Origin of the sequence: Halopelagius longus (assembly GCF_900100875.1) — an archaeon.
Lineage (GTDB): Archaea > Halobacteriota > Halobacteria > Halobacteriales > Haloferacaceae > Halopelagius > Halopelagius longus.
The window spans coordinates 987,155-1,013,311 of record NZ_FNKQ01000001.1 but is presented as its reverse complement, the minus strand read 5'-3'; the positions used below and the strand labels follow the sequence as shown (position 1 = coordinate 1,013,311).

The following is a 26,157-nucleotide window of genomic DNA, read 5'->3' as shown; positions in this document are numbered from 1 at the left end:
CGCCGGCTTTCGTCGTTACGAGATGCTTCGCCGGGCGTTCGCCGCCCACGCGTCCTCGCGGGCGAACGCGAGCGTCGCCGTCAGTCCCGTTATCAGGACGAACGCCACGAGCGAGAGGCGCGGAATCGTGAGCAGTCCGCCGAGCATCGTGTACTGAATCGACGCGCACCCGCCGCCGAGCGAACACGTCCCGCCGCCGGGCGCGACTTGGAGGTAGACGTGGTACGCGGCGACGACGGCGCCGAGTCCCGACAACGGGAGCACGGTTCGGTACACCTCCGCGCGCCGTTCGACGGCGGCGACGCCGAGGACGACGACGAGGGGGTACATCAAAATTCGCTGGTACCAACAGAGTTCGCAGGGCACTAAACCGAGTCCGAGACTGAAGTAGAGGCTGCCGGCGGTGGCGACGGCGGCGACGGTCGTCGCACCCGCGAGGACGGCCCGCGTCCGACGTGTGGCCATACCTTCGACGGCGCGGCGAACGCTCTTGAACGTGTCGCCGATCAGTCGTCGCCCTCGCCGCCGTCGGTGACGGTTTCGTCGAGCGGATTCGGATTCGGGCGGGCGGAGTCGGGCGGCGCGGAGTCGGGGTCCACCGTGGCCGCTCGGACCTGATACGTGTGAACCGCCGCCGACGCGGCGAAGACGAGAGTCACGAGGGCGGCGTAGACGATGTCGGGGAGCATCGGGAACGGGAAGAGCCCGGCCCACGCGAAGGTGACGACGAGCGCCGAGAGACCCGCCAGCGCGAGGTAGTAGACGGACCACGACTCGGTGGGTTCGCTCTGGATGTGGAGGTACGGTTCCAACTGGCTCGCCCGTTCGGTCAGTTCGACCGTCCCCCTGTCTCGGTCGTAGACGACGACGCCGGTGTCGTCGAGTTTCGGGAGGTGCGTCTGGTGAAGCGACGTGTACACTCGCTTTCGCTGCTTGTACGTCAACTCCTCCGTCGGGACGCCGTTCTCCCAGGCGGCGACCTGCTGGGAGAGTTCTCGAACCGATGCGGTCCCGGACTGGCGGTGGAGGTGGTGGAGGACGAGGCGACGCCTGCGATTGCTCAGCATCGAGAAGATGTCGTCTTTCGTCAGACGCTCGTCGCCGGCTACGTGCGTAAACAACCGCTCGGTCTCTAGCACATCTTCCCTCCCCTCAATGTGAGTGTACATATTTTGGCGGTTGATATAAACCATCCCCTAAACCGTCACCCGCCGAGCTCGCAAACTCGTTCGGAGCCGGAAGTTTCCCTCCCGTCACCGTCGAAGGGATACCCTTGTATATTCGTGTAGGTTGCCGTGAACGTAACCGGACGCCCCGCGCCGCGTTCCGCGGAATCTCCGACGGCCCGGACTCGCCGGCCGTGTCGGCGTCACGTTCGCTTCGGACGTTCGGTGTCGGCCGTATCGAACGCGTAGAGGACGAGATGTATCGCGAGGGCCGCCGCGAGGAGGCCGCCGTTCCAGACGAACGCGCTGTAGTAGATGAAGTCGATGGAGATGGACCGAACGACGAACGGCCAGAGCGGTTCTAACGGCGGGTTTCCGCCGGACCCCGCCGACAGCATGTCGATGAACAGGTGGCTCAGACCCCCGAGGAGGAGGCCGCCCGCGACGAACAGGTACAGCGTCGTCGACGACGGCACTCCGCCCTCCCGTCGCCGCCACCACCGCCGGAGCGTCGGCCCCGCGAGGGGCGCGAGGACTGCACCTCCGAGGAGGGCGACTATCGCGACGAACAGCACGGTGTGCGTGAGGCCGTGGTGGACGACGCCGGGGAGATAGAGGTCGATGTCCGGAACCATCACCGTCAGCAGGACGGTACCGACGAACGCGAGACTGAGCCGCCTCCCCGAGAACGCCCACGCCGGAACCGCCCACAGGAGGCCCATCGCCACGTGTCCCAGTACGTCGACCACGGTACCGTAACACGTCGCAGGGCAGGCCAAAAACGAGTGCGGCCGTCGGTAGGGGATTCGAACCTCACTCGCAAATCAGAGATCTGTTCGCTGATTCGAATCCCCTGTTGCGCATCCACTCCACACAGCCGTCGCAGCGCGACGAGACGCGCTGCTCGGGAGTTTGTTTCGAGAGAAATGCTCGGTAGGGGATTTGAACCCCTGTCCTCGGCTCGAAAGGCCAAGATGATTGGCACGCGCCAAGGCGCGTTGAGTACCACCAAACACCCGAAATCGGGTTTGTTTCAGACGTGGACACTACACTCTAATAGTTGAATATATATATAAAACCCGGTTGTTCGGTTAATAGCCAAGTAAGGCTCATACAAGGTTGGGTATTCCTCTGTCTGTATTTTGATTCTCATCTATTTGGAAACTACACCAGGTAATCAATGGGGGTCGAGAGGATTATATCCCGGGAGACTATTACAATAGAACTCCGGTCCCAATAAGTAACCCACCAAGGACAATCAAGCCCAGGAACCTACAGAGGTAGTCTTGGTCCAATCTGTAAGGGAGAAGGAGACCGAAAGCGCTGAAAGCGACCATCAGACCGCCTGAGAACACCAATATTAACTTTGCTGCTACTTGAAATGAGGTCGCTGCCTGAGAGGTCTGAGCAGAGACGACAGCAATAGAAATTACTCCAGCAAAGAACGCAATATATTGGATTATATCTGACCGGAATCGGTTTACGGTTTGTTCTAAATCCTTCTGAACTTCATCAATCTGAGAAGTTGCGTCGTCAACATCATGTTCTATCTGTAAGGAATCTACTTTAAGAGATATATGTCGTAGTTTTTCGGCATCCATCAGCGCCCAGGCTTCAGCGTAGGTCTCTCTTGCACGTACTAAGGCTTCGTTTGCAGCAGAGAAATCACTCTTGAATGCTCTGAGTTGTGCTAATACTGAATAACACATACTAACTGAGACATACGGTGAACGGTTATCGGGCGGTTCATCATCGTCGGGAACAGATGACTTAGTTGGATAGAGTTTGATAGCGTGTGTAATCTCATCTACTGCTCGCTTGAGTAACTCCCTTTTCTCTAATGATGTTCCGTCCCTGATTACCTGCCAGTCGTCAATCTCTTCAATCCCTATCCGAACTGCTTCCGCAAATTGGTAGAGGACATAGAAATTGTCTGAACAGCGCTTAATGGCCTCAACGCCCTGAAGGATTGACGTTGAGATGTTCTCTTCCACACTATTTCCAAACCGAGTTTCGAGATGGTACCAACATTCGAAGTACGGAAATAGGTCTCGTTCCTCAAACTGGTGTTTGTATTCGTTGTAACTTTCCCATTTACCTACTTGTGCAGCCTGGTTGACAGTAAGTGAGATGAACGCGGCATAACGGATATTTTCCTCTTTAATATTTGTGTTCATTTCGTTAGATTGTATTAGATTCACGGACACGCCAGCAGTAGGAACAGAGAGATAGTAGATAAATTCGGGACTGCTTTCGTTAAAGTGTCCCTCCTCAATGAACCTATACAGCTTCTCAATATACCCAACCATTTGCTCCTTATTGCTCGGGAGGTCGTCGAAAATTTTCTCCTCGAAATAAAAACTCATACCGATATGACATCTTAGACGAGCGGTATTAAAAATGTGTCACGCTAATCATTCGGCATGGAAATACCACAATGAGGGTCCATCGCGTAGGTGGCCTACAACGTATCTAATACCCTCTGTCAAACCTGAAATGATGGGAGAGAATCTTCAACTCCCTCATGATTCGTGGTGGTGATATTGTAGGAATATCTCAAGTGAATAAATTAACCATTCCCACTCGGTTCTACCAATTTGAAGGCAGATATTCGTGCCTGTAGCTGACTACGGCTTCTTCGACACATCGAAGGGGGCTTGCATACCCCATCTTCGTTTTCGGATGACAACCCGCGCTTGTTTTTCCTGCGTCTCCGTGAAGGAATCCTCACAGTTCTCTGCTATCGTTGCAAGAGAATCCATATCCGGTTTGGATGAACGCTTCTTAGGTTGGTCTTCTTCATCGTCCTCCCGGCACTCGTAATCCTTTGGTTCGGACCTGCTTATTTCGGGTGCCCCGTGAGTCCTCGGGTCGAAGTCTCTGTCGTGTACCGTTTCCGTGGCTGAACTCATTGAGCGGGTCTTACCGACTGACTGCTCTTTTTCGAGTTTCCTCGTCCGAGATACCGTTTTGATAACGTCGGCGTAGTAGTTGCCGTGTTTCTTATCGGTTATTCTGACTTTCACGACGTCGTCCTCTCGATAATCTACTTCACCGAGATTAACGTGTTTCGTCGTCCCCTCCGGCTCAGCGATACAGTTCCCACTCTTACTCTCTCGGTCGATAGTGACCTCTAACTCGTCGCCGGGGGACAAGGCAACCATATACACATATCACCTCGAAATAACAAATAAGTATCCCAACAGGGGATTTTCTATGCATCGAGGGAGTTCTGTTCTATATCTCCTCTACAGGAACTCTCCGTCGTCTCTGACTTGTTCTCTGAACCACCAAGGAAACTACCTACTGCATCCTTCGCATCGTCTACTGCCTTTTCCGGGTCCTTTGAAGCGTCAGAGACGTTGACCTCGGAGAGACAGCCCTCAACGCCATCGAACAGGTCAGTTCCCCACTCAATTCCATCCTTCTGAAGCCGGGAGGCTAATTCAACCATCTGCGATTTATTCAGTCCCTGTCGTTCAGCGAGATACGTAATGTCCTCCCCCGTGAGAGTCAAGCCACTATTAGCGGCGAACTTGGCGGTGTCGTGAATTCCACTAACCATTTCTCCTCGAATTATCCAATGCGTCTCGCTCCACGCAAGCCCCCAACAGCGGTTTCCACAGACATACCGTAGCCGATACAGGCCAACCTGACTGCCCTTGTTCATCACGAACCGCGTACCCTTGAACGCAGGACTGTATCCGACTCCCGAGTACGCCAATACAAGGTCAACACCGACCATCATGGCGGCGACCTGAAAGTCCCGGAGTTTTTCTTCGCTGTTCGGATTCATCGAGGCGGCGCAGGAAGCCTCGAAGAATCGGTTAACGCTCCCAAGAACAGGAACGTACTTCGTCGCTTTGTCGGTCCCCTCACGAAGACGCTTGAAGTTAGAAACAGGCACGTCGTCGGTGAACCGTTCGTTGACTATCTGTGAAGAGTAGGAGAGACGCCGAGCGAGTTTCTTCGCTTCTTTGCTATCGTTCTCTACCTGACTGACGTTGACGCTCTCTGTGAAGTTCTGCCGACTCATCCGGCACGTCTCATCGGCGGTTGCGAGAAGAGCATCTCTCCGCTCGCTCTCGTTCTCAGGGAGGTTCTCAGAGAAATTAGCGAGAACGCCCCTGACACGCCTCTTGGTGGATTCGTTGAGACCTACTGCATCGACGCCTTCCTCCTCTGCAAGAGTCTCAAGGGAGAGTTCCTGCGTCGATGTACTGTTACCCTCGGAAAGTGGTGTAGGAGTAGACGTCGGCGTAGAGGTCGCTGTTGGAACGGGGGTCGGTTCGGGAGTTGGTTGTTCTGTTGGTTCCGATGACCCGCCTGCTGTCACAGCAGAGCCGCATCCAGCAAGAGGAATCAGGACTGCCATTACAACACAAACCGTTTGTCTTCTGGACAACCAATTCACAGATACTTCCTATCCTTCTAACTGGTTAGGAAGCGTAAAAGAAGTTCTGCAACGACACGGGGGAGTGGTACCATATCTTGCTTCCATGCGCGTTGTTCCTGTGTTTCCCCTAACTGCTCATTTCCGACGTTTCAGCAACCCGAATTGCGCTGAAAACTGGAAATTTCTCGCGGCGGCTTACCAACTGTGCGCGTTGGCGGAGGTCTGAATGTTCTAACTTGTTTCGACAATTGACGAGCCTATGGCGGTGATTTTCACTAAATCTGCCGTGTCTCACAGAAGATACGCAAGGCATCTCAGAGAGAACTTCTTAATTGAGATGATGTTCCCCACTCGAATATAATTCAAACGCTACTGCCAGCCTGCTGTGGACTCTCATGCGATATTGGTACTGAATCTCTGACCGCATATCCAATTTGGCTCATATTCTGGATGTTCACAAGAGAATTATAACCAGTGCGGTAGAATCTGAACGGTTCAATGCATCGAGGCCTGTAATTCTCAGGGTAGTATGCGGGGGATAGAATTCTCGTGGGAAGTAGTACAGCACAGCAACTACACAGTAACAGCACAGCAGAGCGCGCGCTGCGCACGTGTGTTGAACATAGAAAATACGTCAATTGTCGAATCATCTGCAGTTCGGTTGACAAGATAGTTTTTCAAGGAGACGAGTAAGAGGCATCGTATGGCAGATACGTCGGCTCTCCTCGAAGCCCTCCACGGGATTGGGGAGCGCATCGACGAGGGGATGAGCGAGAAGGACGTTGAGAATGCGTTCCTCAATGAGGACTTCTACGAGATACTCGGATACTCCGGGGCGGGACATGACCTGCGAAGTGAGTGGACTCTCCCCGACAGCAAACGTCCGGACTACGTCACCCTCGATGCGAATGAATCCGTGACGGCTATCTACGAGTTCAAGACCTCGGGCAAGCAACTCGGCACAGCACAAGAGGACCAACTGTTCCACTACGTTGACGAACTGAAGGCTGACTACGGCGTTCTGACTAATGGTGAAGAACTTCGGCTCTATACTCCGGAGAATCACTCCCAAATACTCACTGTCTCTCTAACCGAAGCAACAGACAGCCACGCTGCTGACCTCGAAGCGGCACTCAAGAAGCCGGAATGGGACATTACCAACCCATCGAGCGTCAACGACTATCTCAACAGCCTCGATGAAGTGGAACTCTCAGGTGAACTCGGTCGCGAACACTTCTTTGATACGTTCCGTCTCGAACCAGACAGTCCCTTCGCCAACCTCGTTACTTCGATGGTTGACCTCCTCCACGAACTCCGTGACGAAGAAGAAGCGAAGTTCGTGAAGGGAGCATACGACTTCTGGGAAGCCAGTTACGCATCTGAACCGGACGAGGTTCCCGATTCGTGGGACGAGTTCATCGACGGGGGTAAAAAGGAACTTCGTGACTTCATGTTCGCTCTTGAAAGTGGACACGCACTTCTCGCCCGTCTACTCTTGGCTAAAGCGTCCCTCGACCACGAGTTCTTCCCTGATGAGAGAGGACTCCAACGGTACTTCACGGAACTCGGTGGCTTTGATGGGACTATTAGCCTCGACGCGTATCCCATCGCGGCGAATGGAATGATTGAGGATATGCGGAACCAACTCGTCGAGAGTCTATTCGAGGACGACATCTTCATTTGGTGGAGCGACGGGTACGCAGAGGAGACAGCAAGCCTCCACAAGAACCCGTACAACCGCTTCAAGGACGTGGCGAAAGAGGGGACTGAAGTTAGTCGTGTCTCCCCTGCGACTCGCGAACGGTTCAGCCGTTCCGTCGCTCAGGTTATCTTCTCCGTTTTGAAGTTCGACTTCTCCGCCGTCGAAGGTGACCCGCTCGGAGACTTGTATCAGCGGTACTTCGACCCCGAGACTCGGAAGGCTCTGGGGGAGTTCTACACGCCACAGGAGGTCGTGGACTACATCATGGACGGTGTGGGGTACGACATGAGTATCCACGATGAACGGCTCATCGACCCATCCTGCGGCTCAGGGACGTTCCTCGTTGAAGCGGTCGAACGATACATCGAGGACGTTGAACGGTACAATGACGACCCTGACTGGGAGACGCACCTGACGGAACTGTGTACTCGCCCTCACATTGTTGGCCTCGACATTCACCCCTTCGCCGTTCTGATGGCACAGATTCGGTTCATGGTCGCTATCCTTCCCAAGTATCGCGAGGCTAAGCAGAGCAACGGGGACTTCACTATCAGGCGTCTCCCAATCTTCCGAACTGACTCACTTCGAAACGAGCGGGAACTGAGCGGCATCGACCTCGGTGACGACGGTTCGGCTCAGATGACGTTCGACGCAATGACCGAAGACAGTCAGGACGTTCGTATTCCTGTTCCCTTACCGGTCGAAGTAGACGAGGACGAGGTCGATGAATCAGAGTACGAAGACGGGTTCCTGGTACAAAGAGTTCGGATGCCACTGTTCAAAAACATCCGGCTGAACACCGGTGTTCAGAACTTCGGAGAGTATTTCGCGGCTCTTCAGGGTGTTCTCGATGTCGCAAAGTGGTATCTCCACGAAGGGCAATGGGTGTATAACGGTGGTCTGAAACAAGGCATCGAACGGTACACTACAAGAGAGTACGACGGCATCGAAGAGTTCTTCGTACCCTACTTGGAGGAGATTCTCGAAACGGTGCGTTACCTCCGCACCGAACACGGCGACGGTCGACTGTTCAAGATATTCGAGGACACGGTTCTGTCGCTCGTCGTCAAGAACTATATGGAGTACGAGTACGTCGTCGGGAATCCTCCATACGTTGATATACAAAAGATACCGGGAACTCAGAAGGATTACCTCAAGGAGTTATACTCCTCAGCCTCCGGTCAGTTTGACCTCTACTGTCCATTTTACGAGAGAGGGATTGACTGGTTAACTGATGACTCAGGAAGACTTGGTTTCATCACCCCCAACCAGTTCATGGTCACGGATTACGGGAGAGGAGTTCGTAGGGAAATTCTGGAAAATACGGTGATTGATGAAGTATACGATTTCAGGGATTCAGGTCTGTTCTCTGACGCAACAAATTACCCTGCAATTGTGATTCTTCAGTCTGAAAGCCACGAAAAATCACGTTCCAGTAATCAGGTGAGGTGTGTACGGGCACGTCCAGCGATAGAAGATGACCAGGGCAATCAGATGGATGAGGAAATCGTCAAGTCTGTACGGGAACACAGAGGAGAGCCTGGATACAGCGACGAATTTATAGATGTTTTCGACGCAACTCAGAGGAATCTTACTCCAGACTATTGGGCACTCATGCCCCCTGAAGAACAGTCAATCTTCGACAAACTGGAATCAATTGGTGACGCAACTATGTCAGAAGTGACAGAAGCGATATTCCCCGGCCCTACCACAGGCGCAAATACGGTATATGTGGTTGATGTGTTAAATGCGCATCAGATTCTATCAGAAGATTCTGGGGAAACAGTAACAGTCAGACCAAGTGGTGGAGACGAGGAATTTCAGATAGAAACCGACCTGCTTCGACCGTGGCTCAGTGGAAGTGATGTACAACGGTGGAGATGTGAATGGTCCGGGAATCATGTTATCCTCCCGTATCTATCCCTTGATGAAGGAAGTCGAGGAGACCAACTCATCTCCAAGAGTACCCTGGAAAATAATTACCCATTGACATGGGATTATTTCAAAGCGCACGAGGACGAATTACGGAGTCGGCAAGGAGGACGTTGGGAGGATAGTAACGAATGGTGGGAATTCGCATACCCACGGAATCTGGAAAAGTTTGAACAACCGAAGACAATATTTGCACATATTACTGATGAACCGTCGTTCATGTTGGATGAGAAAGGCACGTGGTATTTCAAGACCGCATATGCGGCACTTCTAACTGAAAAATATCAGGATATTACGGAAGAGATTGCATCTCAACTTAATTCAAACCCACTTGAGTTCTATTTCAAGCATATTTCAACCGTTAAGGCTGGAGGCTATTACGAATACAGAGCCCAATATGTGAACCCCATCCCCTGCATCGTTGATAACCAGGGGTCTGCCTTCCCCAAACTCCGAAAAAAAGCCGGGAAGGTCGCAGATACAATTGACATCAGAGGCAAGACTAACCGATTCCCGGAAGCCTACCTCGGTGACTTCGACGGAGAACTTGGTTACATCGACTACCAATGGCAGACTCGCCGCTACCCGGTGAACGCCGACATTCAGGAACTCGCTGACGGTCGCTTCGCAGTGACCGCCGGACGTTCTGACGAAATTACCGCACCACAGATGGACAAAGGAGACCGCGACGACAGAAAACTCCGAGCGAAGTATGTTCATGCCGCCGTCGATGGACGGAATATGAAGAAGGGGGAAGAGCAGAATATCCCCATCCCGAAGCGTACCGAAGACGTGAAACAACTCATCGAGGCGTTGGAAGGCGACGAGCAGACCGTAGAGGAGACGAGCATCGAAGCGCTTGAAGCAGAGATAGACGAAGTGGTGTACGACTTGTTCGACCTAACTGAAGACGAACGGCAGGTCATCGAGGACTATCTCGAAGTATTCTGACTAACCGAACTGACTTTTAGCAACCCCGGTGAAGTCCTTCTCATGTCCGATACATCGAACGTGGAGATTGGGGATTGGGAGGGCGCTCTTGGCCCACAGTCAGAAGACGAACCGATGTTCTACGAACTTAGCGTCGATGGGGACCGCGTTCGCCTTGGTGGTCCGTCTCCGGGGATGGAGTTCGAATACGACCGAGAGGAGTTCGAAGAACTAATCGACGACGGCGAGTGGATTCTCGCTGACGACGATTGGGAAAACCAGCGGTATCTGACGCCTGCTGGCGAACAGCCGTACTGACGTCTCAATAAAGAAATGGAGGATGGTCTGCCCCTACGAAACCGGGGACTTGGATACCGGAGTGACTCCTCTCAATGCAAAAAATCCCCTGCGGTGTCTGGGGAGACACCAACAGGGGACTGCTTACGAAGGGGGAATTATTTGGCAGAATTGACCGAGGAATACTGATTTAGGTGGTCCAACGCATCGACGCTCCGAACTCTGGAACTGTGGCTCAGGATAATTCAGAATGGACTACCTATGACAAACCCACCGGGACTCTCGCCTGATTCTCCAATTCTTCTGGTAATCCTCTGTTTTGACCGAAGCGGTTCAATGCATCGAGGCGGGTATCCTTCTGGTTGAATCGAAGAGTCCACTTCAAAGATAAACTGGTTGTTTCCCGCCTCGATGCGTTGAACAACTCTGTTGATACTGTTTGTTCAATGCCCCGCGTTGTGTTTCCCCTTACTATTATTAATGGTAGACGGTACATATAGGGGGGTCTCCCCTTATATACTAAGTAACAGTTAAAAAACATATAAGTATTCTATTATATGCATGTATGGGGGGTATATTGGTATTCAGAATTCCATTTTTTGACATAGGTGTGCATATATAATAGAAATTATAGTTTTCGCGCGCGTTTGCCGGTAAATTGGAATTGAGGAAATTGAACTACGAGATTTTTCGCTCGATGAACCGAGAATCAGAGAAGTGCCGTTGAGGACCGAGTTCCCTCCTGTTATCTCGGTTAATTCATCCCATCCGGTCCAAAGCGTCTCGACGGTGTCGGAGTTGCGACCAGGCGGCAGCGAGGTTGTCTTCGGAGCGTCTGTGAACCGCCCTACGCCGAATAGGAATCCCGAGCGGTCAAACGCATCGAGGCTTTCGGACACACTTAGCGAAGACGGAGGTCCAACGACCGAAGCAGTCGGTAAGGGGTCCACCCCTCGATGCGACGGAATCCGACAAGTGTTACTCTACGGAACTATCTGACGACTCGCTCTACTGGCCGTGTGAGAGAAAGACGAAAAAACTCCCCGAGTAATTCGTCAGTATCGGCTCTGAACTTCCCGGGTATGTGGTTAGATGGGCAGTTAGAGCCAGTCCACCTTGCTCTTGAGCATCCAACCCACTCCGAGAAGGAATAAGAGTTCGAGGACCCGACTGGCCTGTACGAAGGCAGAGGGGACGAAATACTGGCCGACGCTTGGTAGGCCCGCCCAAAAGACGAAGCCTACTACGACGAAGCCGAACGCATACCACGAGTTCCAGTATCTCGCGGACGTATAGATTCCGAGAAGCGGAAGTGCGGAAAGCGCAAGATACGCGAAGCCTGCTTCTTGGGGGCCATACGTAGTCCTGAGTACGATAACGATACCGAGGAGGACGACTGACGGGATGGCTAACTCTTCGATAGTACGACGTATACCATCGGTTAGGGAGGGCGCGGCCATTACCCCATATATGAACGTAAAGAACTAAAAAATAATGGAGATTGACAGTCTCTCCCGATTGTATTTATCCGTACTGGTGATATTCCGTCTGCGAAATCTGAGGAGGGGATACCTGTAATGAGCCTCCGGGTTCGCAGTCAGTCAGACGAGTCCTGTTCCTTGCTGGCTTCCACTGCTACCTGAGAGTAGAGTCCTCGTGAATCAACCTCGTCACCTATCTTGCGACGAACGGGGAGTGAGACAGACTCCCGTCCCTCATTCTGACAGTCAATCCACCGCTCGATGAGTTCGTCATCGGAGAGTTCGTCCAGACGAGTCCCATCGGGAAGCATCTTCTCTGCGTGAGCAAGCGTTACTCCGAGGAGCATCTGTTCGAGTTTATCTGCCGCCCCGTGCTTGCCTGTATCCTTAGCCTCTCGGTACGCCTTGATTATCTCGTCGACTCGCTCAGGGTCGTGAATGTATTCGTCGCTCATTGGGTTATCCCATCCGGTCAAGCGCTTCTCGTCGGTCCTCAACGGGCGCTTGGTCGTACTTCATCGTCGTCTGTTCGCTCTTGTGTCGCAACTGTGCCTTTGCCGCCGCGAGGTCACGTTCGTGGGTCATCGCTGTTCCCGTCGAATGCCGAAGTGCGTACCAACTCATCTTCCGGCTCTCCGTCGGAATACCGGCTATCTCGCAGAGTTTCACGAGTAGTCGGCGGAGACTCTGAGTCTGATACGGGTTCCCCTCTCGGGTCAACCACAGAGTATCGGTATTGTCGTACTTCTCGTACTGTTCTCGCTCACCCAACCACCGTTCGAGAGCGTCAGCAGTACGGTCGGAGAGGGCGACAACCCAGTTTCCCTCGTTCTTCGCGGAGTCTTCCTTCGGGATACGGAGTACGCTGTTCTCTACATCGACCCAAGATACCTTCGCGCGCTCGACCTCGATGGGTCGAAGCCCGCAATCGAGACTCGCCCACGTCATCGAGGTGAACTTCCAACTGTTCGCGCGGTCCCAATCCTCGGGTGTGACCTCGGACTTCGGCTTTCCGAACCGTTGTGCGAGGTGGGCCTTCCACGCGTCTCGGTCCTCAGTAGAGACGCTACTGTACGAGGGGATAGAGCCGTAGTCCAACGCCGCTTCTCGAATCTGCTTCCGCTCTTCGATGGTTAGGAACTCTCGCGGGCCAGTATCACTACTCATGTTACTGAACGTCCGCTCCGGTTCCCACAGTTGGCCGTTCTTCTCGTGCGCGCGCCATTTGAACAATCGTTTGAGAGCCTTCTGCGTGTTCGCCTTGTGGGTGGCCGAGTTGTCCGAGTACAGGAGTTCGGTCATGTATGCGTCGGCGTGGTCGTGGGTGAACGAAGCCGTGTAGCCGTCCTCCTGTTCCGTCCACACCTGCCGTGCGAACTGGTCAGTACGGTAGGCCGTCGCTCGGATAGTATCGCGTCCGTAGCCTTCAGCGAGGTCGGGGTTCTTTCCGAGATGAATGAGCCAGCGCACGAACTCGATGCGGTGAGCCTCGTAGTCGACGACCTGCTTTTCCTTCAGCAGTTCCCGGCTCTTGTCGGTCACGAGCGGGAAATCTTCGGGTTCGAGGCTCATCGAGATACTCCCGTCTCGTGAACTGAGCCTGATAGAAACGCTAACCGCTGTACGGCGGTGGGGTGGCTGTTACGTCGAATCGAATTGGCCTGTGGGGTGAACATGGTTTTGTCACTCCACGGCTGAAAACAGGCGGTAGAAGCCCTGAGATGCTCGGTAGGGGATTTGAACCCCTGTCCTCGGCTCGAAAGGCCAAGATGATTGGCCGGACTACACCAACCGAGCCTGCACTCTTTCGTCATTCGCAGAATTGTTTAAAGATTCCGTTCCGGGCTCGCCGAGGGTGTGAACCTCTTACTTGCCCTCGAACTCGGGTTCGCGGTCGCCCATGAACGCCGTGACGCCCTCCATCAGGTCGTCGGTGTTGTAGAGGAGGCCGAACGCCTGCGATTCGACTTCGAGGCCGGCGTCGGCGTTCTCCCATCCGCTCCGCATCGCGCGCTTGGTGTATCGCTGGGCGATGGGCGGGCCGGAGGCGAGGTCGCGGGCCAGTTCCCACGCCCGGTCGTCGAGTTCGTCGTTATCGACGACTTCGTTGAGGAAGCCGTACTCGCGCATCGTCTCCGCGTCGTAGCGTTCTGCGGTGAAGATTATCTCCTTCGCGCGGCCCGCGCCGACGATACGTTGGAGGCGGACGGTGCCGCCCCACCCCGGAAGCAGGCCGAGGTTGTGCTCCGGTTGGCCGAGTTCCGACCGCTCGGAGGCGATGCGGAGGTCCGCGCAGGTGGCCAGTTCCATCCCGCCGCCGAGGCAGTAGCCGTCGATGGCCGCGAGGACGGGCTTGTCGCTCTGTTCGAGTTTCCCGAACGTCCGTTGACCCTTCCGGGAGAGTTCGGCGGCGGCGACGGGTTGGCCGCCGCCGCTTGCCATCGACTGCACGTCCGCGCCGGCGGAGAACGCCCGGTCGCCCGCGCCCGACAGGAGGATGGCGCGAACCTCGTCGTCGTCGTCCAACGCGTCGATGGCGACCGAGAGTTCGTCCAGCAGTTCCTCGCTGACGGTGTTCATCCGGTGGGGGCGGTCGAGTTCGACGTGGCCCACGCTGTCGCGGATTTCGACCGAGAGCGTCTCGTAGTCGTGTTCTCCGGACCCCTCGACGGCGTCTCCCTCGCGGAACCCCTCGCCGGACTCGCCGAGTTCGCGGAGCAGTTCGACCGCCTCGTACCGCGCCGCGCCCGTCTCCTCGTGGAGTTCGTCCAGCGTCTCGACCAACGAGTCGAGGCCCGCGCCGTCGGCCATCTTCGACGGGCCGTCCGGGAACCCCGCGCCGAGCATCACGGCGCGGTCGATGGCGTCCACGTCGGCGACGTCGTTCTGGACGAGTCCGGCGACTTCGTTCGCCATCACGGCCAGCAGGCGGTCCTCGACGTCCTCGCGCACCTCGTCGGAGGGAATCTGCGCGCCCTCGCCGCCCTCGTAGTCGTAGAACCCCTTCCCGGTCTTCTTCCCGAGTTCTTCGGCTTCGACCTTCTCTTCGAGGAGGGGGCACGGTTCGTAGGCGTCGCCGAGAACCTCCTGCATGTAGTCGAGGACGTGATAGCCCACGTCGATTCCCACTTGGTCGGCGAGTTCGAACGTGCCCATCGGGAGGCCGATGCCGTACTTCGTCGTCGAGTCCACCTCGGCGACGGTGGCGTCGCCGGACTCGACTATCCACGCCGCCTCGTTCATCTGCGGGACGAGGATGCGGTTGACGATGAACCCCGGACTGTCCTTGTGGACGCGCACGGGCGTCTTCCCCATCTCCTCGGCCAAGTCGGCTATCAGGTCCATCGTCTCGTCGGCCGTCTCCGCCCCGGAGATGACCTCGACGAGTTGCATCCGCACCGGCGGGTTGAAGAAGTGCATCCCGCAGAACTGCTCGGGGCGGTCCGTCACCTCCGCGAGTTCGGTGACCGAGAGGCTGGAAGTGTTGGTCGCGAACACCGTCCTGTCGGGGGCGGCCGCCTCCAACTCCGTGTACACGTCCTTCTTTATCTCCATCTTCTCCGGTACCGCTTCGATGACGACGTCGGCGTCGGCGACGGACTCGGCGAGGTCGACGTACGTCGTGACGCGTTCGAGGGCGGCGTCGGCGTCCGACTCGGATATCCGCTCTTTCTCGGCCAACTTGCCGAGACTCCACTCTATCTGGTCGTACCCCTTCTGGACGAACTCCTCCTTGATGTCTCGGAGGTTGACGGCGTACCCCGCAAGCGCCGCGACTTCGGCGATACCGTGTCCCATGCTCCCCGCGCCGAGAACCGTGATACTGTTGACGTCGTCTATCTCCATGCTCGTATCCTCTCTTGCTCGGGGTTTCAACGTTTCCCTCGGGTAAAAAGAAAACTCGTAGTGAGTTCATTAATCGTTTTTCCTGAAACTGCTCGGGAGGGAATCGCTGTCCGTCGAATCGTTCGACGCGACGCTTTCGGCGCGTCACCGCGTCGGTTCGACGGGGTCGCCGGCGGCGAAGACGACTTCTCCGTCGACCGCGAACCGCGCGAGGGCCCGGCGGCCGATATCGAGCGAGCGAAGCCGTCTCGCCCGCGGGTGGTCGCCGAACTCGACGGACGCCGCGCCCGTGTACGGCCAGATGCCGACGTCGCCGTCCACGTCGACGGGCGCGCGGAGCAGTCGTCCGCCCGCGACCGAGTAGGCGTATCCGGACTCCCGCCGGCGAATCGCCCGCGGTCGCTTCACCTCGAACGCGAGGACGCGTTCGCCGTCCGCGGAGACGGTCGTCCGCCGCCGGGACGCGTCGTCCTCGTGGGTGACGTCCGCGACGACTTTCGGAAAGCCCCACACGTCGGTTCCGAGCGCTCTGGCCGGGTCGGTCGTCACCGGCAGAAACCAGACGTACCCGCTCGCGCCGCGCCGCAGTAGCGACGCGACGGGGACCGCAGTCGGGTCGTGGACCGCCGGAACGACGACCGCGAACTCGTCGTACGGCGCTATCGTTCCGTCGCCGACGCGGCGGTACGACGCGCTCAGAAACGTCACCGCGGCGCGGCGGGGCGCGACCCGAATCGGTTCGAGTCCCGCCGGCAGGAGCGCTCCGACTCCGTCGCGGCGCGCCGAGAACACCGCCCCGAGAAACGTTCCCTCGGTCGAGAGGGGGAGCGAGACGGTTTCGCCCGTCGAGAGCGTGACCGACCGTTCGCCCGGTCCGTCGCCCGACCCGCCGGTCGGCGAGTTCGGGTGGGTCACGCGAGGAGACTCACCGCGTTAACTCTCGTAGTGCTCCCAGACGTAGAGCGTCCCGTACGACCGGTACGGACGCCACGACTCGGCGATTTCGCGCATCTCGGCTCGGTCCGCGGCGCCGTACAGTTCCTCGATGCCGCGCCGGACCGCCAAATCGCCCAACGGGAGGACGTCCTCCCGACCGAGCGTGAAGATGAGGTACATGTGCGCGGACCACTCGCCGATGCCCTTGATTTCGGTGAGGGCGTCGATGACCTCCTCGTCCGTGTACTCCGCGAGGGCTTCGCGGGTGAAGTCGCGTTCGCGGAACGCCTCCGCGGCGTTGCGCAGGTACTCGACTTTCGTCCGGGAGAGGCCGGCCTCCCGGAGTTCGTCGGTGTCGGCCGCGAGGATGGTGGCCGGCGTCACGTCGCCGAGGAGGGCGAAGACGCGCTTTCGGATGGCCTTCGCCGAGGCAGTCGAGAGTTGTTGGTTGATGATAGCGACGCAGAGGCGTTCGAACTCGTCCTCCGCGGGGACGAGTTCGACGTTTCCGTGCCGCCGAACGAGGTCCGCCATCACGGGGTCGTCGAGGAGTGTCTGTTTCCACGGTGTCGTCTGCATGTGGTGACGGCCCGTACGTCGCGCAGACGTAAATGCCGTTCACCCCGCGAGCGTCGCCGTCGAGGGTCCTGCGGTGTCGCGACCGGCGGGCGTCTACTCCAAGTACTCCTCTTCGCGTTCGTCGTCGTCCTTCGAACCGGAGTCGGCGCGGCGGCGCACGTCCACGCGGTAGTGTTCGAGGATGTCCCGCCCGAGGAGTAGCGGGAAGTCCATGTGCGAGCGGTCTTCGACGCTGGCGGTCACGGTGTGTTGGGTTCCGCCGATACCGATGACGAGGTCCACGACGGGACGGGCCTTCCCGGACTTGTTGCTTCCCGACCGCACGCGCGTCATGCTCTTTATCGGCCCCGCACCGATTTCAGCAGCCAGCGACGTGTCGATGCTCGTCCGGGTCGCGCCGGTGTCGGACTTCGCCATCGTCTGCTTCGAACCGCTCGTCCCCGAGACGATCACCTCCTCGATGTAGCCTATCGTCGGCGTCTCCTCGTCGGTGGAGGGGTCCACCCGGGGCATGCTGGCGGGGCGCGAGTCGTCGAGGGTGGCGGTGAGTTCCTCGACGCGTTCGTCGTCGACTTCGCCGCCCACCCGTTCGATCGCGGTCTTTGCGATGTACGGGGCGGGACTCCTCCCGGTCGCCTTGTGGAGTCCCTTGAATCCGGCCGTCGGGTTCACTTCGAGGACGAACCACCCCTCCTCGCCCTCGACGAGGTCGACGCCCACGTAGTCGAGGTCCATCACCTCCGCGGCGTACAGGGCGGTGTCGCGGGCCTCCTTCGGCATCTCGTCGGTCGCGTCGAGGACGTCGCCGCCGAGGGCGACGTTCGTCCGCCAGTCGCCGTCGGGGGCGTAGCGGTACATCGCGCCGATTATCCGCCCGTCGACGATGTAGACGCGCAGGTCGCGGTGCTTGTCCGCGTCGCGTTCGATGAGGTCCTGCAGGAACGCCTGCCTGTTGCCCACCTTCGGGTTGACCGTCTCGGTGAGGTCCACCTTCCACGTGCCGCCGCCGTGGGTGCCGATTGCGCTCTTGTAGACGCCGACGTCGCCGAACCGTTCGCGGCCGGCGTTCAACCTCTCGTTCGAGAGCGCCAGCAAGGCGTCGGGCACCTTGATGTTCCAGTTCGCCAGCGTCGCCGCCGTCGCGAACTTGTGAATCGCCGTCAGCACGTTCGCCGGTTCGTTCAGCATCGGACGGATCCGCTCGAACGTCGTCGCGAGGCCGAGAAGTTCCGCGGGTTCCTCCGTGTTCGAGAGGAGGAGGCGGTTCGCGATGATGTCCACGTCGGGCTCGATAGTCACCTCGCCGTCCTCGATGCTTATCGCCGTGTTCTCCTGCCTGAGCCACAACCCCTCGTGGCCGAGGTCGTCGACCGCGTTGAGTATCGCCTTCGTCTCCTTGCTGTTGTGCAGAGAGAGTACACCCACTCGGACTTCGTCGCCGTCCGTAGACATACTCGCCAGTAACATTCCGCTGTTTCAAAGGCATGCCGGCTGGGTGGACCGTCGGCGAGAGAGACGCACGTCGTCGGACCGCGAACTCGGAGGGGCGCGACGCCGACGCTCGGTGCGGGAGCGTTATGTACCGTCCACCCGGAGACCGGGTATGAGCGACGATGTGACCTTCACGTACAACGGCGGGAAGGTCGCGCCGGGCGAAACTCAGAACATCCGGTACGGTATCAGCGAGACGTATCTCGGTGACCCCGTCCGCATCCCGGTTACAATCATCAACGGCGAACGGCCCGGACCCACGGTGTTCCTCTCGGCCGCCGCCCACGGCGACGAACTGAACGGCATCGAAGTGGTCCGCGAAGTCGCCTTCGAGTGGGACCTCTCGGACCTCGCGGGGACGCTCGTCTGCCTCCCCGTGATGAACGTTCCCGGCTTCCTCGCACAGCAACGGTACCTCCCCATCTACGACCGCGACCTGAACCGGTCGTTCCCCGGGAAGTACGACTCCACCAGCGCGAAGCGCATGGCCGCCAGAATCTTCGACAACTTCATCGCGCCCTGCGACTTCGGCCTCGACTTCCACACCTCGACGCGGGGCCGGACGAACATGCTCCACGTCCGCGCCGACATGTCCGACGCCGGCGTCGAACGACTCGCGCGGGCGTTCGGGTCGAACGTCATCATCGACAGCACCGGAAGCGACGGCGTCCTCCGGACGGAGGCGACGCGCGTCGGCATCCCCACCATCACCATCGAGATGGGCGAGGCCCACCGGTTCCAACGCGAACTCATCGACGACGCCCTCGCGGGCGTCGAGTCGGTGTTCTCGGAGTACGGCCTGCGAGACACCACCGTCGTCCGGTGGCCGGGGTGGCAGACGGTCATCAACGACGACAACGAGAAGACGTGGATTCGCGCCGACGCGGGCGGCATCGTGGACATGCACCACGACCGGGGCTCTCTCGTCCACGAGGGCGACCGCATCTGCACCATCACCAACCCGTTCAAGGACGACAACGTCACCATCGACGCGCCCTTCACGGGACTTCTCGTCGGCGTCCTCGAGAACCCGGTCGTCTACCCGGGGAACCCGCTCTGTCACCTCGTGGAACTCGAAGAACCGGTTCGTCGCGTCGTCGAACGAGAGCAGTCCCCGCACGGGGCCGACGCCCGGTCGTGACGGCGGTTCGGCGTCGCCGTCGGCGCGCGTCGAGTACTTAAACGACGGTGCGGGGCGGGGCGAGGTGGACGGCCCCGTCCACCGATTCGCGCTCGCTTCCGTGCGTCCGTACACGTAAGTTCTATACGATACCGGTACCCAGACTCACGAGAGCATGAGTCAGTCTTACAATCGGGGCCTCATCGAGGACTTCGGCCGGTGGCGGGAGTTCTCCGCTGGCATGTGGGCCTGGGTTTTCCACAAGTTCACGGGCTGGGTGTTAGTGGGCTACCTGTTCACCCACATCGCCGTCCTCTCGACGGCGCTTCAGAGTCCGGATGCGTACACGACCACCATCCGGACGCTGGAGAGCCTGTTGGTGGTCCGCATCATGGAAGTGGGACTCCTCGCAGTGGCGGTGTTCCACATCCTCAACGGGCTTCGTCTCCTGTTCGTGGACCTCGGAGTCGGGCTGGAATCGCAGGACAAGAGCTTCTACGCGTCGCTGATGCTGACGGGGGCGATAGTCGTCGCCAGCGTCCCGACGTTCGTCGCGGGGGTGTTCTGAGATGGCGGAACGCTACTCCTCGTTCGAACGCGGCGGACGCCGGTGGCTCTGGCAGCGAATCACGGCCGCGTTCCTCGTGGTCGTCCTCGCGTTCCACTTCTTCCTGCTTCACTTCGTCCACCACGCGGACGAGGTGACGTTCGCCATGTCGGCGGCGCGGATGGAGACGTGGACGTACTACTCGCTTATGGTGCTGTTCCTCGTGACGGCGACGTTCCACGGGGTCAACGGCGTCTTCAACGCCCTCGTCAATCAGGGGCTCACCGGGTCGCGCAAGACGGCGGTCAAGTGGACGCTCGTCGCGGCGAGTCTCGTCCTGATAGTGCAGGGCATCCGAACCGCGAACGCATGGGCCGGTATCACCATCCTTCCGTTCTAACATGAGCACGCAAGTTCCCGAACAGTCCGAGCAAGAATCGTCCGCGGCGGAGTCGGAGACTCCCGTCGCGCAAGAAGAGCGCATGCGGCAGAAGCGCGACCGGGCTCAAGCCCGGGAGCGTCAGCGGCAGAAAGAGGAGTCCGAGATATCCCCGGACGACGAGGACACCTACCAGCTGAAGGTGTTCCGGTACGACCCCGAAGTCGCCGGGAAGCAGGAGCCTCGCTTCGACGACTTCTACGTCCCCTACCACAAGGGGATGACCGTCCTCGACGCGCTGATGTACGCGCGGGACAACTACGACTCCAGTCTCACCTTCCGACACTCCTGTCGGCAGGCCATCTGCGGGTCCGACGCCCTGTTCATCAACGGGTCGCAGCGACTCGGCTGTAAGACTCAGCTGTCGGAACTCGAAGAGCCGGTTCGCGTCGAACCGCTCCCCCACGCCGAAGTCGTGAAGGACCTCGTCGTGGACATGGAGCACTTCTACGACCAGATGGAAGCCGTCGAGCCGTACTTCCAGACGAACGAACTTCCGGAGGGCGAACTCGAAGAGCAGACCCAATCGCGGGCGAACCGCGAGAAGATCAAGATGTCCACGCGGTGCATCTGGTGCGGCGCCTGCATGTCCTCGTGTAACATCGCCGCGGGCGACAACGAGTACCTCGGCCCGGCGGCCATCAACAAGGCGTACCGCTTCACGATGGACGAACGCGAGGGCGAGGACATCAAGCAGCACCGGATGGAGATTCTCGAACAGGAACACGGCGTCTGGCGCTGTCAGACCCAGTTCTCCTGCAGCAACGTCTGTCCGAAGGACATCCCGCTGACGGAGCACATCCAGGAGCTGAAGCGTGAAGCCGTCAAGAGCAACCTGAAGTTCTGGTGAGATAGTCGAGTCGAACCAGCCTCAACAACGAAACACAAACTCACACCATGTACGAACACGACGTTATCGTGGTCGGCGCGGGCGGCGCGGGCCTCCGCGCGGCCATCGCGGCGCAGGAAGCAGGAGCGGACGTGGCCATCGTCTCGAAGCTCCACCCGGTCCGAAGCCACACCGGTGCCGCCGAGGGCGGCATCAACGCGGCCATCCGGGACGGCGACTCGTGGGAGGACCACGCGTACGACACGATGAAAGGCTCGGACTACCTCGGAGACGCCCCCGCGGTGGAGGCGCTCTGTAAGGAGAGTCCGAAGGAGACGATGCAGCTCGAACACTGGGGGATGGCGTTCTCCCGCGAGGAGGACGGAACCGTCTCTCAGCGGCCGTTCGGCGGTCTCTCGTTCCCGCGGACGACGTACGCGGGCGCGGAGACGGGCCACCAGCTGCTCCACACGATGTACGAACAGCTGGTCAAACGGGGCATTCAGGTGTACGACGAGTGGTACGTCACGCGACTCGCCGTCACCGACGAGGCAGAACCCGAAGAGCGGACGTGTCACGGCGTCGTCGCCTACGACATCCAGTCCGGCGAAGTGTCGGGCTTCCACGCCCGCGACGGGGTCATCCTCGCGACGGGCGGCCTCGGGCAGGTGTACGACCACACGACGAACGCCGTCTCCAACACCGGCGACGGCGTCGCCATGGCGTACCGCGCCGGCGTCCCCATCGAGGACATGGAGTTCATCCAGTTCCACCCGACGACGCTCCCCTCGACGGGCGTTCTCATCTCCGAGGGCGTCCGCGGCGAAGGCGGCATCCTCTACAACGAGGACGGCGAGCGGTTCATGTTCGAGTACGGGTACGCGAACAACGCCGGCGAACTCGCCTCCCGCGACGTGGTGTCGCGCGCCGAACTGACGGAGGTCAACGAGGGCCGCGGCATCGAGGACGAGTACGTCCACCTCGACATGCGCCACCTCGGCGAGGAGCGCATCCTCGACCGTCTGGAGAACATCCTCCACCTCGCGGAGGACTTCGAGGGCGTCGACGGCCTCGAAGAACCGATGCCGGTCAAGCCCGGCCAGCACTACGCGATGGGCGGCATCGAGACGGACGAGAACGGGAAGACGTGCATCGACGGCCTGTACGCCGCGGGCGAGTGCGCCTGCGCGTCCGTCCACGGGTCGAACCGACTGGGCGGCAACGCCCTCCCCGAACTCATCGTCTTCGGCAAGCGCGCCGGCTACCACGCCGCGGGCCGAGAGATGGAAGAGCCGGAGATACAGACCGGTCAGCGCGGCGAGTGGGAACGCGGCGACGTCGACACGCCCGTCGAACCGGGCGCGATCGCGTCGTCCGGCGACGCGGCCGTCACCGACGGCGGCGCGACGGCGTCCGGCGGGTCCTCCTCGCTCACGCCCGAGGGCTACGTCGAACGCGCACTCGAAGCCGAGAAGGAGCGCATCGACTACCTCCTCGGAAAGGACGACGGCGTCCAACAGGCGGAGATTCGCGCGGACGTCCAGAAGTCGATGACGGAGAACGTCAACGTCTTCCGCGAGGAGGAGGGCCTCAAGCAGGCGCTCCGCGACATCCGCGAGGCGCGCGAACGCTACGAGGACGTGTACGTCGCCGACAAGTCCCGGACGTTCAACACCGACCTCGTCCAGACCATCGAGATGCAGAACATCCTCGACGTCGCCGAGGCCATCACGCTCGGCGCACTCGCCCGCAAGGAGTTCCGCGGCGCGCACTGGCGCAAGGAGGCCCAAGAGCGACGCGACGAGGAGTGGCTGAAGCACACGATGCTCTCGTGGAACGACGGGACGCCGGAACTGTGGTACCGTCCGGTCCTCCTCGAAGGCGAGAGCAAGACGTACGAGCCGAAGGTCCGGAGCTACTGAACTCCGTTTTTCCCATCCGGGGGCCGTTTCGCCCTTCGACCGACCGAACGTCGAACACCCCGCGCGACCCACCGAGGATATTTGTGCCGTTCTCTCCTACCCCGAGACAGGAAGGGTAGCTCAGTGGTAGAGCGTCTCCGACGGCGACCGCTCCGCGGCCGCCCGGAGTACGGCTTCGCGTGGTTCGACTCCCGCCCCTTCCACTTCCGCCGATTCGGTTCGGACGCGCTCCGTCTGCCCCCGAACGACTTCCCACTCGTAGCGCTCGCGGCCCCCGTCGAACCGACTCTCGTCGGTAGTCGAAAATTCGACGGGGAAACGACGGCGGTACGGCCGTGAATATCCCTGACAGTTTCCGAGTTCCCCTCCGAGACGGACGCTCCCTCCCGTTCCCCGATCCCACCACTTCGACAATCGTCGTGGATTGGTTTTATTATCGTCGAACCCAATCGGTCGGTAACAACTATGCAACGGTCCATGTCCAACTCGTCCTCCGGCACAGGTCTTCCGACGGTCCCCGCGGAACTGGAGTCGCCCCGAGCGAAACTCGTCTACCTCTATCTCTCCACGCAGGGCGACGCCTCGATAACGGACTTACAGAATGGATTGGAGATGAAGAAGCTCTCCCTGTACAGCATTCTCAGCACCCTATGCGAGCGAGGACTCGTCGATCAGGACGCCGAGCGGTACAGAATCGCCTGACGCGGTACGTCAGGAGTTTCGCGGAGAACGGGCCTTTCTCACGTCCGCACCGTCTCTAACCATATCTTCGCAGTACGGACAGACGCGGGGGTCGTCCATGTTCGTCGGGGCAAAAACGCGCGCGTAAGCGGGCGTCACGAACGAACCGCAGTTCTGACACTCGGGCATGGGGCGTCTAATCTCTTATACCTGTTTGCTATAAACCTTCGCCCCAGTTTCAGCAGCCGACGGCGAGTATCAGCCGAGAGCGCCGCTGGACGGTTCTGCGGGCGCGTCAGACGGACGCGAGACGGCGCAGACGCCCGTTCGATTCGTCGGACGTCCTGTGAACCGAATGACACCATCGGCGCGGTGCGTCCGCCAGTCGCTCCGTTGCGGAAGTGGTTTGTGCCCCCCCGTTCGATTTCCGCCGAAATGACTCGTCTCGAATCACGAACGACGCGCGCTCTCGTCGTTCTCCTCGCCGTCGCACTCGTCTTCGGCGGCGTCCCGAACCCCGCGTCCGCCCAATCGACGGCGACCATCGCGGGGACGCAGATCGCCCCCGACGACGTCTCCCTCCGCGTCGCCCTCCAACCCGACGGCACCGCGGAGTGGGAAGTCGAGTACCGCGTCCGACTGGACGAGGAGAACAAGACGGAGGCGTTCGAGTCGGTCCGAAGCGACATCGAGGCCAACGAGTCGTCCTACGTCTCCGACTTCCGGTCGCGGATGAACGCGACGGCGTCGACGGCCGAGAACGCCACCGGGCGGTCGATGACCGTCCAGAACGTCAGCGTCTCCACCTCCCGACAGCAACTGCCGCAGGAGTACGGCATCATCACGTACTCGTTCACGTGGACGAACTTCGCCGCGGTGGAGGACGGACGGATTCGGGCGGGCGACGCCCTCGCGGGCTTCTTCCTCGACGGCGAAACCTCGCTCCTCATGACGTGGCCCGAGGGGTACGAAGTCGAGTCGGTGTCGCCCGGCCCGGACGACCGACGGGCGCGAAGCGTCGTCTGGAACGGCCCCCTCGACTTCGGCCCGGGCGAACCGACGCTTCTCCTCGCGGAGTCGTCGCCGGCCGGTTCACCGTCGCCGTCCGAGACGCCGACGACCGGCGGCGACGGCGCGTCCTCCCAGAACGACTTCGCCCTCCTCGGCGCACTCGGACTTCTCGTCGTCGGCGTCGTCTCCGGGGGCGGGTGGATGCTGTACCGCCGGTACGACGACGGAGACGAGGCGGGTCCGAACACGCGCGCGGCGGAGGCGGCCGGCGGCGGAAGGGACGACGGGGCCGTCGGCGGCGGTGCACCCGCCGACGCCACCGACGTATCCCCCTCGACGGACGGTTCGGCCGCCGAGGACGACGCGGACGGCGACGAGAGCGGTGGCGACGACGCCGGCGGCGAGAGCGGAGACGGCGCCTCCGAGGCCGAAGACGGAACCGACGAGGACCAGATGCCCTGGGAGGACGAACTGCTGAGCAACGAGGAGTGCGTGTTGGCCCTCATCGAACACGAGGGCGGCCGGTTGAAACAACAGGAGGTCGCCGGGACGTTGGACTGGACCGACGCCAAGACGAGCCAGGTCGTCCGGAGGATGCGGGACGAAGGGACGCTCGACGCGTTCCGACTCGGCCGCGAGAACGTCCTCGTGTTGCCCGACGACGACGAGGACGGGGAGGGCGACGAGGACGACGGACTCGACTCCGAATAAGAACCTTTCGACCGTTTACGTCAGCTATCTGATTTTAATAGCCACTAACCGCACGACGGCGGCGACCTTCAAATCCGATTGATTGGGGCTAAACCCGGACGAAGATAGTCGGTGTATATGTCCGTCCGGCTAGTACGGAGA

At 59.4% G+C, this 26,157-nt stretch carries 23 protein-coding genes and 2 tRNA genes; 10 read left to right on the top strand and 15 right to left on the bottom strand.

The genetic code is table 11. The features are described from left to right. Positions 1–15: 15 nt before the first annotated feature. The 6 genes from BLS11_RS05315 to BLS11_RS05295 form a co-directional block, all read right to left on the bottom strand. On the bottom strand, positions 16–465 hold the full coding sequence (locus BLS11_RS05315; protein ID WP_092533988.1) for a disulfide bond formation protein B: 450 nt from the start codon (positions 463–465) through the stop codon (positions 16–18). Between the two features lie 41 nt (positions 466–506). Beyond that, positions 507–1,139 carry a DUF7344 domain-containing protein gene (locus BLS11_RS05310; protein ID WP_092533985.1) on the bottom strand — a complete coding sequence of 211 codons (633 nt, stop codon included), beginning with the start codon at positions 1,137–1,139 and terminating at the stop codon, positions 507–509. Between the two features lie 230 nt (positions 1,140–1,369). Next, positions 1,370–1,915, bottom strand: a complete 546-nt coding sequence (locus tag BLS11_RS05305; protein WP_092533982.1) for a metal-dependent hydrolase — start codon at positions 1,913–1,915, stop codon at positions 1,370–1,372. A 465-nt stretch (positions 1,916–2,380) separates the two neighbouring features. After that, on the bottom strand, positions 2,381–3,532 hold the full coding sequence (locus BLS11_RS18995) for a hypothetical protein (protein WP_139172772.1): 1,152 nt from the start codon (positions 3,530–3,532) through the stop codon (positions 2,381–2,383). Positions 3,533–3,793: 261 nt separating this feature from the next. Continuing rightward, positions 3,794–4,330 (bottom strand): hypothetical protein, encoded by a 537-nt coding sequence (locus BLS11_RS19290; protein WP_092533979.1) that lies wholly within the window; start codon positions 4,328–4,330, stop codon positions 3,794–3,796. A 50-nt stretch (positions 4,331–4,380) separates the two neighbouring features. Continuing rightward, positions 4,381–5,541: a hypothetical protein gene (locus BLS11_RS05295; RefSeq protein WP_114936178.1), complete on the bottom strand. Its 1,161-nt coding sequence runs from the start codon at positions 5,539–5,541 to the stop codon at positions 4,381–4,383. A gap of 724 nt (positions 5,542–6,265) precedes the next feature. On the opposite strand from BLS11_RS05295, the gene BLS11_RS05290 reads away from it, so the two are divergent. Then, entirely contained in the window at positions 6,266–10,147 is a 3,882-nt protein-coding gene (locus BLS11_RS05290) for an Eco57I restriction-modification methylase domain-containing protein (protein ID WP_092533973.1), read from the top strand. 42 nt (positions 10,148–10,189) lie between these two features. Next, positions 10,190–10,444, top strand: a complete 255-nt coding sequence (locus tag BLS11_RS05285) for a hypothetical protein (RefSeq protein WP_092533971.1) — start codon at positions 10,190–10,192, stop codon at positions 10,442–10,444. Positions 10,445–11,523: 1,079 nt separating this feature from the next. On the opposite strand, the gene BLS11_RS05280 is transcribed toward BLS11_RS05285, so the two are convergent. From BLS11_RS05280 to BLS11_RS05245, 8 genes are all read right to left on the bottom strand, one after another. Beyond that, a complete protein-coding gene (locus BLS11_RS05280) occupies positions 11,524–11,883 on the bottom strand; it encodes a DUF8216 family protein (protein WP_092533969.1) in 360 nt (119 codons plus the stop codon). A 137-nt stretch (positions 11,884–12,020) separates the two neighbouring features. Next, positions 12,021–12,359 (bottom strand): hypothetical protein, encoded by a 339-nt coding sequence (locus BLS11_RS05275; RefSeq protein ID WP_092533966.1) that lies wholly within the window; start codon positions 12,357–12,359, stop codon positions 12,021–12,023. 4 nt (positions 12,360–12,363) lie between these two features. Further along, positions 12,364–13,476 (bottom strand): tyrosine-type recombinase/integrase, encoded by a 1,113-nt coding sequence (locus tag BLS11_RS05270; RefSeq protein ID WP_092533963.1) that lies wholly within the window; start codon positions 13,474–13,476, stop codon positions 12,364–12,366. Positions 13,477–13,626: 150 nt separating this feature from the next. Next, positions 13,627–13,701: transfer RNA gene (locus BLS11_RS05265), tRNA-Glu, on the bottom strand. 69 nt (positions 13,702–13,770) lie between these two features. Beyond that, on the bottom strand, positions 13,771–15,750 hold the full coding sequence (locus BLS11_RS05260) for a 3-hydroxyacyl-CoA dehydrogenase/enoyl-CoA hydratase family protein (protein ID WP_092533960.1): 1,980 nt from the start codon (positions 15,748–15,750) through the stop codon (positions 13,771–13,773). Between the two features lie 144 nt (positions 15,751–15,894). Beyond that, positions 15,895–16,665, bottom strand: coding sequence for an acetoacetate decarboxylase family protein (locus tag BLS11_RS05255; RefSeq protein ID WP_092533957.1), 771 nt, complete (start codon positions 16,663–16,665; stop codon positions 15,895–15,897). Between the two features lie 18 nt (positions 16,666–16,683). Next, positions 16,684–17,265, bottom strand: coding sequence for a DNA-3-methyladenine glycosylase family protein (locus BLS11_RS05250; protein ID WP_092533954.1), 582 nt, complete (start codon positions 17,263–17,265; stop codon positions 16,684–16,686). A 93-nt stretch (positions 17,266–17,358) separates the two neighbouring features. After that, positions 17,359–18,717 carry a putative ATP-dependent zinc protease gene (locus tag BLS11_RS05245; protein WP_092533951.1) on the bottom strand — a complete coding sequence of 453 codons (1,359 nt, stop codon included), beginning with the start codon at positions 18,715–18,717 and terminating at the stop codon, positions 17,359–17,361. A gap of 151 nt (positions 18,718–18,868) precedes the next feature. Between BLS11_RS05245 and BLS11_RS05240 the strand changes: the two genes are divergently transcribed. The 7 genes from BLS11_RS05240 (at position 18,869) to BLS11_RS05210 (ending at position 24,315) form a co-directional block, all read left to right on the top strand. Next, the gene (locus BLS11_RS05240) at positions 18,869–19,897 is read left to right on the top strand and encodes a succinylglutamate desuccinylase/aspartoacylase family protein (RefSeq protein ID WP_092533948.1); all 1,029 of its coding nucleotides are present in this window, start codon (positions 18,869–18,871) and stop codon (positions 19,895–19,897) included. Between the two features lie 154 nt (positions 19,898–20,051). Then, entirely contained in the window at positions 20,052–20,444 is a 393-nt protein-coding gene (gene sdhC, locus BLS11_RS05235; RefSeq protein WP_092533945.1) for a succinate dehydrogenase, cytochrome b556 subunit, read from the top strand. A gap of 1 nt (position 20,445) precedes the next feature. Continuing rightward, positions 20,446–20,823, top strand: a complete 378-nt coding sequence (locus tag BLS11_RS05230) for a succinate dehydrogenase/fumarate reductase transmembrane subunit (RefSeq protein ID WP_092533941.1) — start codon at positions 20,446–20,448, stop codon at positions 20,821–20,823. A 1-nt stretch (position 20,824) separates the two neighbouring features. Further along, positions 20,825–21,712 carry a succinate dehydrogenase/fumarate reductase iron-sulfur subunit gene (locus BLS11_RS05225; protein WP_092533937.1) on the top strand — a complete coding sequence of 296 codons (888 nt, stop codon included), beginning with the start codon at positions 20,825–20,827 and terminating at the stop codon, positions 21,710–21,712. Between the two features lie 47 nt (positions 21,713–21,759). Then, on the top strand, positions 21,760–23,613 hold the full coding sequence (locus tag BLS11_RS05220; protein WP_092533934.1) for an FAD-binding protein: 1,854 nt from the start codon (positions 21,760–21,762) through the stop codon (positions 23,611–23,613). 109 nt (positions 23,614–23,722) lie between these two features. Continuing rightward, positions 23,723–23,816, top strand: a tRNA-OTHER gene (locus BLS11_RS05215). 274 nt (positions 23,817–24,090) lie between these two features. Further along, complete coding sequence (locus BLS11_RS05210; RefSeq protein ID WP_245698688.1) at positions 24,091–24,315, top strand: TrmB family transcriptional regulator; 225 nt, start codon at positions 24,091–24,093, stop codon at positions 24,313–24,315. Between the two features lie 9 nt (positions 24,316–24,324). Here BLS11_RS05210 and BLS11_RS20075 read toward each other — a convergent pair whose 3' ends face one another. Continuing rightward, on the bottom strand, positions 24,325–24,483 hold the full coding sequence (locus BLS11_RS20075; RefSeq protein ID WP_449404955.1) for a DUF7563 family protein: 159 nt from the start codon (positions 24,481–24,483) through the stop codon (positions 24,325–24,327). A gap of 246 nt (positions 24,484–24,729) precedes the next feature. Between BLS11_RS20075 and BLS11_RS05205 the strand changes: the two genes are divergently transcribed. Further along, complete coding sequence (locus BLS11_RS05205; protein WP_092533928.1) at positions 24,730–26,016, top strand: DUF7345 domain-containing protein; 1,287 nt, start codon at positions 24,730–24,732, stop codon at positions 26,014–26,016. Positions 26,017–26,157: the final 141 nt, after the last annotated feature.

What these genes read in the sequence shown, in the direction of transcription:
- BLS11_RS05315 (WP_092533988.1), bottom strand. Translation starts at nt 465, where the DNA reads ATGGCCACACGTCGGACGCGGGCCGTCCTCGCGGGTGCGACGACCGTC.
- BLS11_RS18995 (WP_139172772.1), bottom strand. Translation starts at nt 3,532, where the DNA reads ATGAGTTTTTATTTCGAGGAGAAAATTTTCGACGACCTCCCGAGCAAT.
- BLS11_RS19290 (WP_092533979.1), bottom strand. Translation starts at nt 4,330, where the DNA reads ATGGTTGCCTTGTCCCCCGGCGACGAGTTAGAGGTCACTATCGACCGA.
- BLS11_RS05295 (WP_114936178.1), bottom strand. Translation starts at nt 5,541, where the DNA reads ATGGCAGTCCTGATTCCTCTTGCTGGATGCGGCTCTGCTGTGACAGCA.
- BLS11_RS05290 (WP_092533973.1), top strand. Translation starts at nt 6,266, where the DNA reads ATGGCAGATACGTCGGCTCTCCTCGAAGCCCTCCACGGGATTGGGGAG.
- BLS11_RS05285 (WP_092533971.1), top strand. Translation starts at nt 10,190, where the DNA reads ATGTCCGATACATCGAACGTGGAGATTGGGGATTGGGAGGGCGCTCTT.
- BLS11_RS05280 (WP_092533969.1), bottom strand. Translation starts at nt 11,883, where the DNA reads ATGGCCGCGCCCTCCCTAACCGATGGTATACGTCGTACTATCGAAGAG.
- BLS11_RS05275 (WP_092533966.1), bottom strand. Translation starts at nt 12,359, where the DNA reads ATGAGCGACGAATACATTCACGACCCTGAGCGAGTCGACGAGATAATC.
- BLS11_RS05270 (WP_092533963.1), bottom strand. Translation starts at nt 13,476, where the DNA reads ATGAGCCTCGAACCCGAAGATTTCCCGCTCGTGACCGACAAGAGCCGG.
- BLS11_RS05260 (WP_092533960.1), bottom strand. Translation starts at nt 15,750, where the DNA reads ATGGAGATAGACGACGTCAACAGTATCACGGTTCTCGGCGCGGGGAGC.
- BLS11_RS05250 (WP_092533954.1), bottom strand. Translation starts at nt 17,265, where the DNA reads ATGCAGACGACACCGTGGAAACAGACACTCCTCGACGACCCCGTGATG.
- BLS11_RS05245 (WP_092533951.1), bottom strand. Translation starts at nt 18,717, where the DNA reads ATGTCTACGGACGGCGACGAAGTCCGAGTGGGTGTACTCTCTCTGCAC.
- BLS11_RS05240 (WP_092533948.1), top strand. Translation starts at nt 18,869, where the DNA reads ATGAGCGACGATGTGACCTTCACGTACAACGGCGGGAAGGTCGCGCCG.
- sdhC (WP_092533945.1), top strand. Translation starts at nt 20,052, where the DNA reads ATGAGTCAGTCTTACAATCGGGGCCTCATCGAGGACTTCGGCCGGTGG.
- BLS11_RS05230 (WP_092533941.1), top strand. Translation starts at nt 20,446, where the DNA reads ATGGCGGAACGCTACTCCTCGTTCGAACGCGGCGGACGCCGGTGGCTC.
- BLS11_RS05225 (WP_092533937.1), top strand. Translation starts at nt 20,825, where the DNA reads ATGAGCACGCAAGTTCCCGAACAGTCCGAGCAAGAATCGTCCGCGGCG.
- BLS11_RS05220 (WP_092533934.1), top strand. Translation starts at nt 21,760, where the DNA reads ATGTACGAACACGACGTTATCGTGGTCGGCGCGGGCGGCGCGGGCCTC.
- BLS11_RS05210 (WP_245698688.1), top strand. Translation starts at nt 24,091, where the DNA reads ATGTCCAACTCGTCCTCCGGCACAGGTCTTCCGACGGTCCCCGCGGAA.
- BLS11_RS20075 (WP_449404955.1), bottom strand. Translation starts at nt 24,483, where the DNA reads ATGCCCGAGTGTCAGAACTGCGGTTCGTTCGTGACGCCCGCTTACGCG.
- BLS11_RS05205 (WP_092533928.1), top strand. Translation starts at nt 24,730, where the DNA reads ATGACTCGTCTCGAATCACGAACGACGCGCGCTCTCGTCGTTCTCCTC.